This is a genomic window from Micromonospora sp. NPDC003241 (genome assembly GCF_053589795.1).
Genome location: NZ_JBSFSO010000002.1, coordinates 159,304 through 174,723, shown reverse-complemented (window position 1 = coordinate 174,723; position 15,420 = coordinate 159,304). Strand labels below are relative to the sequence as shown.

At 71.7% G+C, this 15,420-nt stretch carries 13 protein-coding genes and 1 tRNA gene; 6 read left to right on the top strand and 8 right to left on the bottom strand.

All coding sequences use genetic code 11. The features are described from left to right. Nucleotide 1 precedes the first annotated feature (1 nt). From ACWDVW_RS02540 to ACWDVW_RS02530, 3 genes are read left to right on the top strand one after another with little or no spacing between them, the layout of a single operon-like run. A complete protein-coding gene (locus ACWDVW_RS02540) occupies nucleotides 2-2,347 on the top strand; it encodes a class E sortase (protein ID WP_449943846.1) in 2,346 nt (781 codons plus the stop codon). 2 nt (nucleotides 2,348-2,349) lie between these two features. Continuing rightward, nucleotides 2,350-2,652 (top strand): hypothetical protein, encoded by a 303-nt coding sequence (locus ACWDVW_RS02535; protein ID WP_449943843.1) that lies wholly within the window; start codon nucleotides 2,350-2,352, stop codon nucleotides 2,650-2,652. Between the two features lie 5 nt (nucleotides 2,653-2,657). After that, nucleotides 2,658-3,308, top strand: coding sequence for an aminodeoxychorismate/anthranilate synthase component II (locus ACWDVW_RS02530; RefSeq protein ID WP_449943840.1), 651 nt, complete (start codon nucleotides 2,658-2,660; stop codon nucleotides 3,306-3,308). Between the two features lie 87 nt (nucleotides 3,309-3,395). Here the strand turns inward: ACWDVW_RS02530 and ACWDVW_RS02525 are convergent, their stop codons facing one another. From ACWDVW_RS02525 to ACWDVW_RS02490, 8 genes are read right to left on the bottom strand one after another with little or no spacing between them, the layout of a single operon-like run. Then, entirely contained in the window at nucleotides 3,396-4,085 is a 690-nt protein-coding gene (locus ACWDVW_RS02525) for a SanA/YdcF family protein (RefSeq protein WP_449943838.1), read from the bottom strand. Next, nucleotides 4,082-5,914, bottom strand: a complete 1,833-nt coding sequence (gene pknB, locus ACWDVW_RS02520) for a Stk1 family PASTA domain-containing Ser/Thr kinase (RefSeq protein ID WP_449943836.1) — start codon at nucleotides 5,912-5,914, stop codon at nucleotides 4,082-4,084. Before pknB ends, ACWDVW_RS02525 begins: the two co-directional genes overlap by 4 nt. Next, the gene (locus ACWDVW_RS02515; RefSeq protein ID WP_449943833.1) at nucleotides 5,911-7,332 is read right to left on the bottom strand and encodes a protein kinase domain-containing protein; all 1,422 of its coding nucleotides are present in this window, start codon (nucleotides 7,330-7,332) and stop codon (nucleotides 5,911-5,913) included. The genes pknB and ACWDVW_RS02515 overlap by 4 nt, the downstream gene beginning before the upstream one ends. Before the next feature lies 1 nt (nucleotide 7,333). Next, nucleotides 7,334-8,839, bottom strand: coding sequence for a peptidoglycan D,D-transpeptidase FtsI family protein (locus tag ACWDVW_RS02510; RefSeq protein WP_449943830.1), 1,506 nt, complete (start codon nucleotides 8,837-8,839; stop codon nucleotides 7,334-7,336). Beyond that, nucleotides 8,836-10,326, bottom strand: a complete 1,491-nt coding sequence (locus ACWDVW_RS02505) for an FtsW/RodA/SpoVE family cell cycle protein (RefSeq protein WP_350697913.1) — start codon at nucleotides 10,324-10,326, stop codon at nucleotides 8,836-8,838. The genes ACWDVW_RS02510 and ACWDVW_RS02505 overlap by 4 nt, the downstream gene beginning before the upstream one ends. Before the next feature lie 27 nt (nucleotides 10,327-10,353). Continuing rightward, the gene (locus tag ACWDVW_RS02500; RefSeq protein ID WP_449943826.1) at nucleotides 10,354-11,826 is read right to left on the bottom strand and encodes a PP2C family protein-serine/threonine phosphatase; all 1,473 of its coding nucleotides are present in this window, start codon (nucleotides 11,824-11,826) and stop codon (nucleotides 10,354-10,356) included. After that, on the bottom strand, nucleotides 11,823-12,311 hold the full coding sequence (locus ACWDVW_RS02495) for an FHA domain-containing protein FhaB/FipA (protein WP_111242783.1): 489 nt from the start codon (nucleotides 12,309-12,311) through the stop codon (nucleotides 11,823-11,825). The genes ACWDVW_RS02500 and ACWDVW_RS02495 overlap by 4 nt, the downstream gene beginning before the upstream one ends. 6 nt (nucleotides 12,312-12,317) lie before the next feature. Continuing rightward, complete coding sequence (locus ACWDVW_RS02490; RefSeq protein ID WP_449943823.1) at nucleotides 12,318-13,115, bottom strand: FhaA domain-containing protein; 798 nt, start codon at nucleotides 13,113-13,115, stop codon at nucleotides 12,318-12,320. 227 nt (nucleotides 13,116-13,342) lie between these two features. On the opposite strand from ACWDVW_RS02490, the gene ACWDVW_RS02485 reads away from it, so the two are divergent. From ACWDVW_RS02485 to ACWDVW_RS02475, 3 genes are all read left to right on the top strand, one after another. Further along, nucleotides 13,343-13,428, top strand: a tRNA-Leu gene (locus tag ACWDVW_RS02485). A gap of 65 nt (nucleotides 13,429-13,493) precedes the next feature. Next, entirely contained in the window at nucleotides 13,494-14,609 is a 1,116-nt protein-coding gene (locus ACWDVW_RS02480) for an NAD-dependent epimerase/dehydratase family protein (protein ID WP_449943820.1), read from the top strand. Continuing rightward, nucleotides 14,606-15,403 (top strand): WecB/TagA/CpsF family glycosyltransferase, encoded by a 798-nt coding sequence (locus ACWDVW_RS02475; protein WP_449943817.1) that lies wholly within the window; start codon nucleotides 14,606-14,608, stop codon nucleotides 15,401-15,403. The genes ACWDVW_RS02480 and ACWDVW_RS02475 overlap by 4 nt, the downstream gene beginning before the upstream one ends. Nucleotides 15,404-15,420 lie beyond the last annotated feature (17 nt).

Genomic DNA, 15,420 nt, shown 5'->3' with positions numbered 1-15,420 from the left:
AGTGAGTCCGCACCCCGACGGTCGACACCGCGACCAGGCCGACGAATCCACCGCCTTCCTGCCCAAGATCGAGCGGCCGGATCCAGCAACGCCGGACAGCCACCATCCGACCAGGCCCGACAGCCGCCACCCGGCCACGCCGGACAGCCACCACCTGGCCACGCCCGACAGCCGTCGCGTCGCGACGCCCGACACCCGGTCGTCGGCCGGGCCCGAGCGCCGTCCGCCGGTCTCGCCCGACAATCGGCCGTCGGGGCACCCCGACACCCGGTCCGGAGAGCCCGCCGGCCCGGCCGGTCGCTGGAACACCACGCCCGGCCGGTGGGACACCTCCGCCCCGGCAAGCAGTGGACCGGACCCTCGCTTCGGCGCAACGGCCGGCCAGGGTGACTCCGGAGCACCCGGTCGCAGGGACGCCGCGCCGAGCCAAGAGAGGTCGCCGAGCCAGGAGCGGTCGCCGGGTCGGTGGGGCCCGTCGCCGAGCGTGCCGCCGGTCGACGGACCCGGTCGACGGCAGAGCCCGGCCGGTGCCGGGCAGTGGAACGGCGTACCCCTGCCCTCCAGCGAACCGGACATCCCCGTCGAGCCGACGCCGTGGCGCGGCGCCTTCGATGCGCGACGCCCCGCCGCGCCCACCCCGCCCGACGGCACCGCCCCCGGCGGCCCGGGGCCGCAGGCGAGCGGCCCGGGTGCCTCCTCGGCCTGGTCCGGCGGGCAGCAGCCACGCCACTCGCCGCCCGGTGGCGCACCGGGACGGCCGGCGACCGGACAGACCCGGCCGGACGCCGGCCCGGTGCGACCAGCCACGCCGCAGCCCGGTCACCCGCCCGTCCAGACTCCGCCTACCGGGCCGGGACAGCCGCCGTACGCCCGGCACGGCCTCGACCCGGCGCAGGCGCGGCACGGTGCGCAGCCCGGGCAGGTCCCGCCGTCGGGGCCCGCCCGCCAGCAGCCCACCGCCCCGCACCACCCGGCATCGCAGCACCAACCGACGTCGCCACACCAACCGGCATCGCAGCACCAACCGACGTCACCGCACTCGACGTCGCAGCCCACGGGCCCGCAGCCGCCCGCGGCATGGCGGACGGACAACCGGGACGGCCGCGACGCCCCGCCCTCGGTGCAGCCCACCGAGCAGAGCTGGTCGGGTGAAGGGCCGACGGCACTGATGCCGACGATCGGCGGCCCGGCCCGCTCCGCCGCCTCCCCGAACGGCGGCACGCCCCCGTCGTCGCCGACCGGCGGGGCTGCCACGCCCTCTGCGGCCGGCGGCATGCCCTCGTCGCCGACGCGCGGTGCCTCGGCATCGTCGCCGACCGGCAACACCCCCGCATCGTCGCCGACCGCCAACATCCCGGCGTTGTCGCCGACCGGCGGGGCCTCCGTCGGCTCCCGGTCGGACGGCGGGCCGCCGGCCGATCCGGGTGCCACCGCCCTGATCCCCGCGATCACCGGCACCCGGCCGAGCACCCCGCCCGCGATGGACTCCACCGCCCTGATGGGGGCCGTGCCCCGACCGCCGAAGACCGACGACCCCGCTGACGGTGCCGGCCCGGGTGCCGAGCCTCCGAAGCCGCGACGGGGTGACCGGGTGGTGCAGCTCCGGCCGCACCAGACCGGTGAGGGCTACAAGAGCGTCTACTCCGAGCTGACCCGGCCGTCCGCATGGTCCCGGGTCCGCACCGGCCTGCGGTTCAGCGGGGAGCTGCTGATCACCTTCGGCCTGGTGGTGCTCCTCTTCGCCGGCTACGAGATCTGGGGCAAGTCGGCGATCGTCGACGCGCACCAGGGAGAGCTGAGCCAGCAGCTCGCGCAGGCGTGGGGGCCCGAGGGCGACCCGACGGTGGCCCCCTCGGCCAGTGCCTCGCCGTCCGCGTCCCCGAAACCACCGGTCAACGGCAAGCCGATCGCCGGGCTCTACATCCCCAAGTTCGACAAGGAGTGGATCGTCGTCGAGGGTGTCCGCCAGGAGGACATCCGGTACGCACCGGGGCACTACCCGGAGAGCGCCCTGCCCGGTCAGGTCGGCAACTTCTCCGTTGCCGGGCACCGCAACCGGGCCACCTTCTGGCGACTGGACGAGCTGCGCGACGGTGACGCCATCGTGGTCGAGGGCCGCAACGAGTGGTACGTCTACCAGGTCACCGAGAACCACATCGTGAAGCCGTCCCAGGTGGAGGTGGTCGCGCCCGTACCGGGTCGGCCGGGGGCCCGGCCGTCCAAGCGGATGCTGACCCTGACCACCTGCAATCCCAAGTTCGACAACTACGAGCGGTTGATCGTCCACGCCGAGTTGACCCGTACGCAGCCGAAGGCCGAGGGGCGCCCGGCGGAGCTGGGAGCCTGACGATGTACGGCTGGATCTGGCGCAAGCTGCCCTTCGGGTTGCCCGGCAAACTCGTCGGCAGCCTGCTGATCGCCACCACCGCAGTGGCGCTGCTCTGGTACGTGGTCTTCCCCTGGGCCGGGCCGCTGCTCCCGTTCACCGGGGAGGACGTCCAGGTCACCCAGCAGGACGACGGTCCCGGCGTACCCGGCAGCGACGTGGTGCCCGGCGAGGACCCGCAGGACGACGCCCCGCCCGGTGACGAGCACGACCTGCCGTACGACACCGACCGGAACAACACCCCGCCGCCGGACGAAGACGAGTGAGGCCGATGCGCGTCCTGGTGATCGACAACTACGACTCGTTCGTCTTCAACCTGGTGCAGTACCTCGGCCAGCTCGGCGTCGAGTGCGAGGTGCGGCGCAACGACGAGATCGACGTGGCGGAGGTGGGCCGGGTCGGTGCCGACGGCATCCTGCTCTCGCCCGGGCCGGGCAGTCCCGACCGGGCCGGCATCTGCCTCGACGTGATCCGCCGGTACGCGGGCGAGATCCCGATCTTCGGCGTCTGCCTCGGTCACCAGGCGATCGGCGAGGCGTACGGCGCCACCGTCGCCCGCGCCCCGGAGCTACTGCACGGCAAGACCTCGGAGGTGCGCCACGACTCGGTCGGCGTACTCGCCGGACTGCCCGACCCGTTCACCGCGACCCGCTACCACTCCCTCGCCGTCCTGCCCGAGACGCTGCCGGAGGAGCTGGAGGTCACCGGCCGGACGGAGTCCGGCGTGGTGATGGCGATGCGGCACCGGACGCTGCCGATCGAGGGCGTGCAGTTCCACCCGGAGTCGGTGCTCACCGAGGGCGGCCACCTGATGCTGGCGAACTGGCTGGCCGGCTGCGGCTACCGGGAGGCGCTGGACCGTGCCCCCGCGCTGGCCGCCGAGGTCGACACCCGCCGCCGCGCCGCCTTCGCCACCACCTGACGCCGATCCGCCCGACACAGCGAAACGGTCACCGACCGCCCGGCCCGGCCGCAGCGGGTGGCCCGCCCGCCCAGGGTGCGAAAGCGGTCACCGACGCAGTGCCTCGGTGACGCTCGGGTCGGCGGGCGAGCTGACCGCAGGTGGTCGGCGGCGAACCGCGTCCAGGACCGCCTTGCCGCTGGCCAGGTAGTCGCGGGCCGCCTTCTGCGCCAGCAGGCTCGATCCGCAGCCGGTGCAGCGGGCGACGACCCCGTCGGTGTCGATGCCGAGGTGTCGGCAGAGCGTCACGGCACGGTCCAGGTGGTAGGACTGCGTGACGATCAGGGCCCGCTCGATCCCGTAGACGTCCCGGGCCCGCAGGCAACTGTCGTACGTGTCGAGACCGTGCGGGTCGGTGACGACGCGCTGCGGGTCGACGCCGAGCGGTCCGGTCAGGTGCTCGGCCATCGCCGCCGGCTCGTCCCCGGACGTCCCGCCGCCGTCACCCGACACCAGCACCACCCGGGCCCGCCCGCTGCGCACCAGCTCGGCGGCGGTCTCCAGGCGTCCGGCGAGCCGGATGCCGGGTCGCTGTCCGTTCTCGGTGACCGCCGTGCCCAGGACGATCACCACGTCGGCGCTCGGCGCGTCGGCCTCGGCGTAGACGTGTCCGCGCGCGGACACCGTCGTCCAGAGCCACGGCACGCTCACCAGCAGCAGTGCGACGGCGACGAGGGCGGCGACCCTGATCAGGCGGCGCCGCCACCGCACCGGGGCGGCGGGGGCCGGGTCGGTCACTCGCCGGGGAACCGGAACGGCGGGAAGCCCGGCGTCGGCATGACCTGGCCGCCACCGCTGCCACCACCGTCGTCGTCCTCATCCGGCGGCGGGGTGGTCGGCGGGGTACCGGTCGGCGGCGTCTGCGACGGCTCCGGGTCCTCCTCTTCCTCCTCGACGGAGATGGTGATCGTCACCCGGCTGCCCTTGGTGCGCTGGCTGTTGGCGTTCGGGTCCTGGTTGAGCACCCGACCGGCCTGGTCCGCAGGCACCTCACGACCGGTCTGTACCCGGACCTCGAAGCCCGCGTCCCGCAGCCTCTTCCGTGCCTCGTCCTCGGTGAGGTTCGCGACGTCAGGCACCCGGACCACGTTGCCCCTGGAGACGGTGAGAGTGACCTTGGTCCCCTCCTCCACCCGCTCGCCCGCGCCCGGATCGATCGCCAACACCTGGCCCTCGGGCGCGGCGTTGTCGTCCTGCTTGACCTCCACGTCGAGCTTCAGCTCCTCAAGCTGCTGCTCGGCGAACTCACGGGTGCCACCGACCACGGACGGGATGGTCACCACCGGCTTGCCGTCGCAGATCTGCACGGTCACCGTGCTGTTCGGCTGCACCCGCTCGCCGGCGGCCGGGGTCTGGCTGACCACGGCGCCCTTCGTGCAGTCGGAGGAGAGGACGGGGTCGCCGAGCGCCGCGGTGAGGCCGTTCTGCTCGATCTGTGCGAATGCGTCCTGTTGGCTGAGCCCGGTGAGGGTGGGCACCGGAGTGTCCTCGTCATCGCGCTGGTTCAGCAACAGCGCGGCGACCAGCGCGATCACCGCGAGCACGCCGAGCGCGGCGAACATGGCGATCAGCCAGGACGAGGCGCGCCGCTGGCGCGGGTCGCCGACCCGGGCGGGGATCTGTCGCGTCTGGGTGGCACCTGCCCCACCCCCCGAGTAGCCCGGGGACGGCGCCATCGCGACGGTCTCGTCCTCGCGCAGCACCGGCGTCGCCATCACCGGACGACCGGCCGCCGCCCGGAGCATGTCGGCACGCATCTCACCGGCGCTCTGGTAACGGTTGAGCGGGTTCTTGGACAGCGCCTTGAGCACGATCGCGTCGACCGCCGGGTTGACGTCCGGGTTCAGGTCGCTCGGCGTCGGCGGAGTCTCCCGAACGTGTTGGTACGCGACGCTGACCGGGCTGTCACCGACGAACGGCGGGTGGCCGCAGACCAGCTCGAAGAGGACGCAGCCGGCGGCGTACACGTCGGAGCGGGCGTCCACGGCCTCGCCGCGCGCCTGTTCCGGGGAGAGGTACTGGGCGGTGCCGATGACCGCGCTGGTCTGCGTCATCGTGGTGGCACCGCTGGCCAGGGCCCGGGCGATACCGAAGTCCATCACCTTGACCTGGCCGGTCTGGGTGAGCATCACGTTGCCGGGCTTGATGTCGCGGTGGATGATGCCGTGCCGGTGGCTGAACTCCAGCGCCGCGCAGATGTCGGCGGAGATCTCCAGCGCCCGACGGGGCTGTAGCCGGCCCTCGGCGCCGAGCACCTCCTTGAGGGTGCGCCCGTTGACGAACTCCATCACGATGAACGGAAGGGTTTCGCCGGTCGGCGCCTGTTCCTCACCCGTGTCGTAGACCGCGACGATGGCCGGGTGGTTGAGCGAGGCGGCGTTCTGCGCCTCCCGCCGGAAACGCATCTGGAAGGTGGCGTCCCGAGCCAGGTCGGTCCGGAGCATCTTGATCGCGACGTCCCGACCGAGACGCAGGTCGCGACCGCGATGCACCTCGGCCATGCCGCCGTATCCGAGCAGCTCGCCGACCTGGTACCTGCCACCGAGCAGGCGGGCCTGCGCTGTCATCGCGTCCGTCGTCCTTCACTCGTCGTCGTCTCGTGGCTGCCCACGCGGGGCTGATCCAGTCGACGGTACGCCGTACCGGCCGGATCGTCTCGTCCGTCGTGCCCTGGCACGACGGACGACACCGTTTGCACGGGGACCCCGACCGGCAGGTCGGCGCTCTGGTTAATCCGCACTCGGTAGGAAATCACGCCGGAACAGAGCAGGACCAGTACGCCCAGCATCACTGCCAGAAACAGGACTCCGGAGCGCGACCGTCCGGGCACCTGCGGTGGCGGGGCCGGTCGTGGCTGGTAGCCGGCCGGCGCGGCGGCGGCACGCGGGTAGTTGTTGGGCGGTGGCATCGGCCGACCGACCGGCATCGCCGGCACGGCCGGGGCGACAGTCGTGGGGCGCAGTGGTTGCGCCGCCGGAGGGCGGGCCGCCATCGGCGACACCGGCGGCCGGTGGTTCACGGCCGGAGGGCGACCGGGCGGTGTCGAGTGCGGCGCCGCCGGCGGACGGGGCGGCTGCGGCGTCGGCACCTGGGCGCGTCCCGGAGCCGGTGACGCGGGGGCGGCCGAGATCGGGTTGGCGTTCTGCCCACCCGCACGCGCCTGCTGGGACAACGCCGTCTTGAGCTGCCGGGCCACCCCGGCCAGCGCGGCGGCGCTCTGCCAGCGGTCCTTCGGGTCCTTCGCCATGGCCCGCTCCACCAGGGCGCAGACCTGCGGCGGGATGTCGGACGGCAACTGTCGCGGGGTCTCCCGCACGTGCCGCATGGCGATGTCGAGCGGGTTGTCGCCCTCGAAGGGCCGGCGGCCGGCGAGACACTGGTACGCGACCACACCGAGGGCGTACACGTCCGAGGCGGGGGTGGCGACCTGGCCGGTGGCCTGCTCGGGCGAGATGTACGAGGCGGTGCCGAGCACCGAACCGGCGGCGGTGAGCTGGCCGACGAGTTCCGAGCGGGCGATGCCGAAGTCGGTCAGCACCAGCGTGCCGTTCGGCCGGACCAGCAGGTTGCCGGGCTTCACGTCCCGGTGCACGATCCCCTTGAGGTGGGCCGCGTGCAGCGCGTCGGCGGCCTGCGCCACCAACGCCATCGTCCGGGCCGGGGTGAGTCGACCGACCCGGCTCAGCGTGGCCGAGAGCGGGTCGCCCTCCACGTACTCCATCACCAGGAAGGCGATCTGCTGGTCGTTGCCGAAGTCGTAGACGTCGACCACACCCGGGTGGTTGATCGTCGCCATGGTGCGGGCCTCGCCCCGGAACCGCTCGGCGAAACCGGGCTCGTCCAGCAGCGCCGGGAGCAGGCTCTTCACCGCGACCGTACGGCCGAGCACCTGGTCCAGGCCGCGCCAGACGTCGCCCATGCCACCGCTGGCGATGCGCTCGTCGAGACGGTAGCGGTTACCGAGCTGAACTCCCGGACTGAGCATGTCAACGCCCCCCACGGTCGGCGATGACGGCGCGCATGATCTGCCCGGAGATCCGGGCCGCCTCTGCGCTGCCGCCGCTGCCGGCCTCTTCGAGCAGCACGCAGACCGCCGAGACCGGTTCCCCGTTGGAGTCGATGGCGAAACCGATGAACCAGCCGTGGTCGGGCCGGTCGGGCGCCGACTGGGCGGTACCCGTCTTGCCGCCCACGGTGTAGCCGTTGATCCGCGCGGAACGGGCGGTGCCGTTCTCCACCACGCTGACCATCATGTCCCGCAGGTCGGCGGCGACCTCACGGCTGACCGGGCGACGCAGTTCACGCGGCTGGGCCGGGTCGTAGACGGTGGTGCGGTCCGGTCCGAGGAGCTGGCGTACCAGGTAGGGCCGCATCTGGCTGCCCTGGTTCGCGACCGCTGCGGCGATCATCGCCCCTTCCAGCGGGCTCATCCGCACGTCGCGCTGCCCGATGGAGGACTGGGCCAGCGCCGCCGGGTCGGCCCCGCCGTCGGGGTTCTGCATGTCGCCGGTACGGCTGGCCGCCACCGACTGGCCGCCCTCGCCGAGCCGGCCGACGGTCAGGTCCTCCTGCTCGAACCCGAACTGCCGGGCCTTCTCCTTGATCACGTCCGGGCCGAGCTGCACACCGAGCTTGGCGAAACCGGTGTTGCAGGAGTCGGTGACCGCCTTCATCAGGGTGACCTGGGACTGCGGGCAGATCGACGGCACCGCGTTGGTGATCGCCTCGCCGGAGGTCGGCGGGGTGTAGCTGGGCCCGGCCGGGATGTTGGTGTCCTTGCCGATCCCGTTCTCCAGCGCGGCGGCGGCCACCACCATCTTGAACGTGGAGCCCGGCGGCAGCACCTCGGCCAGCGCCCGGTTGCGCAGCGGACGCTGCGGGTCCTGCTCCAGCTCGTTGTACGCCTTGGTCGCCTCGCTGGTGTTGTGGCTGGCCAGCGGGTTCGGGTCGAAGCTGGGCATGGAGACCAACGCCTGCACCGCCCCGGTCTTCGGGTCGATGGCGATCGCCGCGCCCTTCTTCACCCCCCGGTTGTTGTTGCGCATCTGGTCGTACGCGACGTCCTGGGCCCCCCGGGAGAGGGTGAGCAGCACGTTTCCGCCGGCGGTGCGGTCACCGGTGAACATGTCCTTGATCCGGTTGGCGATGAGCTGGTCGCTGGTGCCGGCGAGGAAGTCGTTCTCGGAGCGCTCGATCCCGGTGTCGCCGAGGTTGACCGGCTTGTAGCCGAGCACGTGGGCGTACTTCGCCCCGCCCGGATAGGTCCGCAGGAACTTCAGCTCGCCCTCGGTCTCCTTGCTGACCGCCAGGGCGGTGCCGCCCGCCTCGATGTTGCCGCGACGGCGCTCGTACTCGGCAACCTGGACCCGGCCGTTGTAGTCGCTGGTGCGGTACTCGTCGGCCTTGTACGCCTGGATCCAGTTCAGGTTCGCGAAGAGCAGGGCGAACAGGACGATGACGACGACGCCGACCCGGCGCAGGGGTGCGTTCACGGCTTGATCACCTCCGTGGGGGCACCGTGCAGTTGCTCGGGCGGCCCGCCGGACGGACGGTTCACCTTGCCGCCGACCCCGGTCACCGGGCGGCGCCCGGCGTCGGAGACCCGCAGCAGCACCGCGACCAGCAGCCAGTTCGCCATCAGTGACGAGCCACCGGCGGAGAGGAACGGGGTGGTCTGACCGGTCAGCGGGATGAGCCCGCTGATGCCGCCGACGATCACGAAGACCTGGAGCGCGAGGGTGAAGGCCAGACCACCGGCGAGCAGCTTGCCGAAGGAGTCGCGGACGGCGATGGCGGCCCGCAGCCCGCGCTCCACGATCAGCAGATAGATCACCAGCAGCGCGGAGAGACCGAACAGGCCGATCTCCTCGCCGATGCCGGCGAAGATGAAGTCGTTCTGCACCTCCGGCAGCAGCAGCGGTTGACCGCCGCCCGGTCCGGCGCCGAACATCCCGCCGGTGCCGAGCGCGAGCAGCCCCTGCACCAACTGGTAGCCGGAGTCGTACGGCTCGGCGAACGGGTCGAGCCAGATCTCCGCCCGCACGTAGAAGTTCGCGAACGGTCCACCGAACTGCTCCCCGAGCACGTACGCGAGGTAGGCGCCGCCGAAGAAGAGGACCAGACCGATGAGCAGCCAACTGACCCGTTCGGTGGCGATGTACACCGTCGCCACGAACATGCCGAAGTAGAGCAGCGAGGTGCCGAGGTCCTTCTCGAAGATCAGGACCAGCAGGCTGATCACCCAGACCACCAGCACCGGGCCCAGGTCGCGACCGCGCGGGAAGTCGATGCCGAGGAACCGGTGGCTGGCCAGCGAGAGCACCTCGCGCTTGCGGACCAGGTAGTAGGCGAAGAAGACCAGCAGGGCGAGCTTGGCGAACTCGCCGGGCTGGATGGAGAAGCTGCCGATCCGGACCCAGAGCTTGGCACCGTTGATCTCGGAGATGCTGGCCGGCAGCACGGCCGGCAGCATGACCAGCACGATGCCGGCCAGGCCCAGGGTGTACGCGTACCGGGAGATCGAGCGGTGGTCGCGCATGATGGCCAGCAGACCGGCGGCGAGGATCACCGAGACCAGCGTCCAGGCCAACTGCCGCCCGCCGGTGCCCGCGAAGGTGGCCATGTCGACCCGGTCCTCGGGGGCCGCCCGGGCCAGGTCCAGCCGGTGCAGGAAGCCGACGCCGAGCCCGTTGAGCAGGGCCACCGCCGGCAGCAGGGCCGGGTCGGCGAAGGGTGCCAGGAACCGGATCACCAGGTGCATGCCGAGGAACACCGCGGTGAGCGCGGCGGCCGGCACCCAGAAGGTCGGGGTGACCGTGTCGAGCACGTTCGCCTCGACCATCGCCCCGTACGCAGCGACCAGGGCCATCGCCAGCAACAGCAGCGACAGCTCGGCGTTACGCCGGGACCGGGCCTGGCGTACGCCGGAACGCTCGCCCGCACTGGCGGGCGAGGTTGCCGGGGTGGCCGCTGCGGTCACGATCGTCCTCGGTTCGGGTGCCGGTGCCTACTCGGGCGACCGGCAGGCCGCCGGGTCGACGGTGGGCGAGAAGGTGTCGGGCGGGGCGTCGGGCGTACCGGTGGGCAGGATCGCCGCCCCGTTGTCGGACGGGCGCACCGGTGGGGTCGCGGAGGCGCCCGTGGCGGAGACCGACGCGCTGCCGACCGGGCTCGGCGAGCCGCTCGGCGCTTCCGGTGCCGGCGAGGGTCCGCCCGCGTCGGGAGTCGGACTCGGGGGCGGGCTCGTGGTGGGCGGGCAGACCGGCTTCAGGTTGACGTTGGTGGGGCTGTCCACCGTCAGCTCGGCCAGCCGGCGTTCCGCGTCCGGCTCGCTCTTGGCCGGAATGCCCTGCTTGACCTGCTCCTGCGCGGCGAGGGTGAGATCGTCGAGCTGGGCGCTGCTCTCGGAGTGGACCGTGGAGAGGTCCATCCCGGCGATCTGGCCCTGGATGCCACGGAACACGGCCACCTGGCCGTCCTGCGTGGCGCCGACGTAGTACTGCCGCTGGGTGTAGGTGTACCCGCCGTAGAGGCTGCCGCCGAGGATCACCGCCAGGGCGGTCGTCATCGCCAGCGCGCGCAGCGGGCGGCGACGGGCCTCCGGCTCGTCGTCGCCGTTGCCGGCGGGCTCCTCCGGAACGGCCGGGCGGGGGGCGGACAGCGCCGAGGCCCGGGCGGCCGGGGTGGAGACGTCGGCCGAGGTCGCCATGCCACGGTCGCGGGCCGCCGCGCCGCCGACGATCGGCGCCGCCTCGACGATGTCCCGGTCGGTGGCGTCCGCGATGATCACCGTGATGTTGTCCGGGCCGCCGCCGCGCAGAGCGAGTTGCACGAGTCGCTCGACGCACTGCTGCGGATCGGTGTACTCGCGCATGGTCTCGGCGATGGTCTCCGCACTGACCACGCCGGAGAGTCCGTCGGAGCAGATCAGGTAGCGGTCACCGGTGAGCACCTGGCGCACGGAGTACTCGGGGTCGATGTCCCGGCCGTCCAGGGCCCGGGTGAGCAGCGAGCGCTGGGGGTGACTGCTCGCCTCCTCCGGGCTGATCCGGCCTTCGTCGACGAGCATCTGGACGTAGGTGTCGTCCTTGGTGACCTGCGCGAACTCGCCGTCGCGCAGGAGGTAGGCCCGCGAGTCACCGATGTGGACCATGCCCAGCTTGCTGCCGGAGAAGAGGGTCGCGGTGAGCGTGGTGCCCATCCCCTCCAGCTGTGGGTTGGCCTCCACGGTGTCGCGGAGCTGCTGGTTGGCGGTGCTCACGGCGGAACGCAACGCGTCGACGAGGGCGTCACCGGGGACGTCCTCGTCGAGCGGCGCCATGGCACCGATGACGATGTTGCTGGCGACGTCACCGGCGGCCATGCCGCCCATGCCGTCGGCAACGGCGAGAAGCCGCGGTCCGGCGTAGACGGAATCCTGGTTACCGTCACGGATCAGACCGCGGTCGCTGTGGGCCGCATAGCGCAGGGTCAGAGTCATGGCCGTAATTCGAGAGAGGTGCGGCCGATCCGGATCGGCACGCCGAGGGGAACGGGGGTCGGTCCGGTGACCTTAGCGCGATCGAGGTACGTCCCGTTAGTCGAGCCGAGATCCTCGACGAACCACTGCCCGTCGCGCGGTACGAGTCGGGCGTGTCGCGCGGAGGCGTAGTCGTCGGTGATGACGAGGGTGGAGTCCTCGGCCCGACCGATGGTTATCTGTGCCTCGCCCAGCGTGATCCGGGTGCCGGCCAGTTGCCCCGCGGTCACCACGAGCTGGTGTGCCGCCCGTCCCCGCTTCACCTTCGCCGGCTTCGCCGTCGCCTGACCGGTCGAGGCGCCGACCGCCCGGGGTGCGGCCACCAGCCGACCCGAACGGGCCCCCGCGAACAGGTCCCGACGGATGACGCCGACCACCGTGAACACGAAGATCCACAACAGGACGAGGAATCCGAACCGGGCGACGGTGATGACGAGTTCCGGCAAGGCGGGTCAGCCGTCCACGCGGAAGGTCAGGGTGGTCGTACCGAGCTGGATCATGTCGCCGGGGTTCAGCGCCACGGCGGAGACCCGCTGGCCGTTGACCATCGTGCCGTTGGTCGAGCCGAGATCGGTCAGCACGACCTGGCCGCCGTCGAAATCCAGCCGGGCGTGTCGCCGGGAGATGCCGACATCGGGCAGACGCAGGTTGGCCTGGTCGCCCCGACCGATCACGGTCGAGCCCATCTGGAGCGGGTAGGTGCGGCCGTCACCGGAGACCAGCCGGACGTTGCGGCCACCACCGTGCCCCTGCGGGGGGCCGTAGCCGCCGCCCTGGTCGTACGAGGGGTATCCGGGCGGGCCGGCGTCGTACCCGCCGCCGCCGGGCGCCGAGACCGGGGCGACCTCGCCACCGGTGTAGACCTCGGCGGTGACCCGGAACATGCCGGTGTCCAGCCCTTCACCGCGCTCGATCTCGACGATCACGTCGCCGTAGACCGTCCAGGCCTGCTCGCCGATGAACTCCGCCTGCGACTGGGCCAACTCTTGGGCCAGCGCGGCGGCGTACGGCGCCAGCCGACTGTGGTCGTAGGGCGAGAGATCGATCACGTAGCGGTTCGGCACCAACGTGCGCCCACCGGCCAGGATGGCCTTGTGCGCCTCGGCCTCTCGCTGCATGGCGTTGAGGATCTCCACGGGGTGCACGACCCCCTTGAAGACCTTGGCGAAGGCTCCTTCGACCAGGCCTTCCAGACGCTTCTCGAAGCGTTGCAGCACGCTCACCGGCTCCTCCTCGGGTCCCGAGGACATGATGGTATCCGTCCAGAGCGCACGCAGCTCACACGCCGCTCGGCCAGCAGGCCACGGCCCGTTCGGACGGCCTCGAATCGTCGTGCTACTCTTTCGTCCGCCACGAACGGTAACCGCTGGAAGCAGCGAATGCCATTCGCGGTAACGACCGAAGGTCACGTAGCATTGCCGAGGTCCGCCGGAGACGGTGGAGCCGGCCCGGGCTACGCTGTCCGAGGTCATGCCACGGGGAAGTGGCGGAATGGCAGACGCGCACGGTTCAGGTCCGTGTGCCCGAAAGGGCGTGGGGGTTCAACTCCCCCCTTCCCCACCACAGACGAGGGCTCCGCGGCGACGCGGGGCCCTCGCTCCGTATCGAGGCGTACCAAACGTCACGCTATGCTCCGATGGTTTCTGCCTCCGACGCACCAGGAGTGGCATGTGAGTGTCGCATTCGTGACCGGTTCGGGCGGGCTGATCGGCTCCGAGGCGGTCCGGCACTTCGCCGGCCTCGGTCTCGACGTCGTCGGCATCGACAACGACATGCGGCAGGAGTTCTTCGGCGAGGAGGCGTCCACCGCCTGGAACGTCCGCCGGCTGACCGACGAGCTGGGTGAGAGGTACTCGCACCACAGCATCGACATCCGCGACCGCAGCGCGCTCGGCGCGCTCTTCAAGCGGTACGGCCGGGACGTCGCCGTGGTCATCCACACGGCCGCGCAGCCCTCGCACGACTGGGCGGTGCGTGACCCGTTCACCGACTTCGACGTGAACGCCGCCGGCACCCTGAACGTCCTGCAGAGCGTCCGGGAACACTGCGTGGAGGCTCCGGTCATCCACTGCTCGACGAACAAGGTCTACGGCGACCGGCCGAACAGCCTGCCCCTGGTCGAGCTGGAGACCCGGTGGGAGATCGAGCCGGGCCACCCGTACGAGCAGGGCATCCGCGAGGACATGTCGATCGACGCCTGCCTGCACTCCATCTTCGGCGCCTCCAAGGTCGCCGCCGACGTGATGGTGCAGGAGTACGGCCGCTACTTCGACATGAGGACCGCCTGCTTCCGGGGCGGGACGCTGACCGGCCCGGCCCACTCGGCCACCGAACTGCACGGCTTCCTGGCGTACGTGATGCGCTGCAACATGGAGCGCCGGACGTACAAGATCTACGGCTACCAGGGCAAGCAGGTGCGGGACGCGATCCACAGCTCGGACGTGGTCTCCGCGTTCGAGGCGTTCTTCCGCGACCCGCGCTCGGCGGCGGTGTACAACCTCGGCGGCGGCCGGCACTCCAACACCTCCATGCGGGAGGCGTTCACGGAGGCCGAGCGGATCACCGGGCAAGAGATGATCTCGGAGTACGTCGAGGCCAACCGGGTCGGTGACCACAAGTGGTGGATCGGCTCCAACGAGGCGTTCCAGGCCGACTACCCGGACTGGAAGCAGGTCTACGACGTACCCATGATCATGCGTGAGATCTACGAGGCCAACGTGGACAAGTGGGTGCCGGGAGCATGACCAAGAAGAATGTCCTCGGCGTGCTCGTCGACGCCACGACCTACGCCGAGGCGACCGAGCGGGTGGTGGCCGCCGCGCAGGAACGTCGTCCGATGGCGTTGACCGCGCTGGCCGTGCACGGCGTGATGACCGGTGTGCTGGACCCGCCCCACAACGCCCGACTCAACTCGTTCGACGTGGTGACCCCGGACGGCCAGCCGGTGCGCTGGGCGCTCAACCTGCTGCACGGCGCCGGCCTCACCGACCGGGTGTACGGGCCGCTGCTGACCCTGCACGTACTCTCCCGCTTCGCCGACGAGGGCCTGCCGGTTTACCTGTACGGCTCGACCGACGAGACGCTGGCCCGGCTGATCCCGGAGCTGGAGCGGATGTTCCCGGCGTTGAAGATCGCCGGGGTGGAGGCGTCGAAGTTCCGCGCCGTGCAGCCGGGCGAGGACGTCGAGATCGCCGACCGGATCAGGGCCAGCGGCGCCCGGCTCGTCCTGGTCGGGCTCGGCTGCCCGCGCCAGGAGGTCTTCACGTACGCGATGCGTCCGCTGCTGGACATGCCGATGATGGCGGTCGGCGCGGCCTTCGACTACCACGCCGGGCTGCTGCGTCAGCCGCCGCCGTGGATGCAGCGGGCCGGGCTGGAGTGGTTCTGGCGGCTCGGGCTGGAGCCGAAGCGGCTCTGGCGCCGCTACGTGATCCTCAACCCGGCGTACCTCGGCCGGCTGTTCGCGCAGAAGACCGGGCTGTGGAAGGCCCGGCCGCCGGCCCCGGCCACCGAGCGTCCGAGCACGTTCGCGGTCTGACCCGACACGACACCGGG

What these genes read in the sequence shown, in the direction of transcription:
- ACWDVW_RS02530 (WP_449943840.1), top strand. Translation starts at nt 2,658, where the DNA reads ATGCGCGTCCTGGTGATCGACAACTACGACTCGTTCGTCTTCAACCTG.
- ACWDVW_RS02490 (WP_449943823.1), bottom strand. Translation starts at nt 13,115, where the DNA reads ATGTCCTCGGGACCCGAGGAGGAGCCGGTGAGCGTGCTGCAACGCTTC.
- ACWDVW_RS02480 (WP_449943820.1), top strand. Translation starts at nt 13,494, where the DNA reads ATGCTCCGATGGTTTCTGCCTCCGACGCACCAGGAGTGGCATGTGAGT.
- ACWDVW_RS02515 (WP_449943833.1), bottom strand. Translation starts at nt 7,332, where the DNA reads ATGCTCAGTCCGGGAGTTCAGCTCGGTAACCGCTACCGTCTCGACGAG.
- ACWDVW_RS02500 (WP_449943826.1), bottom strand. Translation starts at nt 11,826, where the DNA reads ATGACTCTGACCCTGCGCTATGCGGCCCACAGCGACCGCGGTCTGATC.
- ACWDVW_RS02535 (WP_449943843.1), top strand. Translation starts at nt 2,350, where the DNA reads ATGTACGGCTGGATCTGGCGCAAGCTGCCCTTCGGGTTGCCCGGCAAA.
- pknB (WP_449943836.1), bottom strand. Translation starts at nt 5,914, where the DNA reads ATGACAGCGCAGGCCCGCCTGCTCGGTGGCAGGTACCAGGTCGGCGAG.
- ACWDVW_RS02475 (WP_449943817.1), top strand. Translation starts at nt 14,606, where the DNA reads ATGACCAAGAAGAATGTCCTCGGCGTGCTCGTCGACGCCACGACCTAC.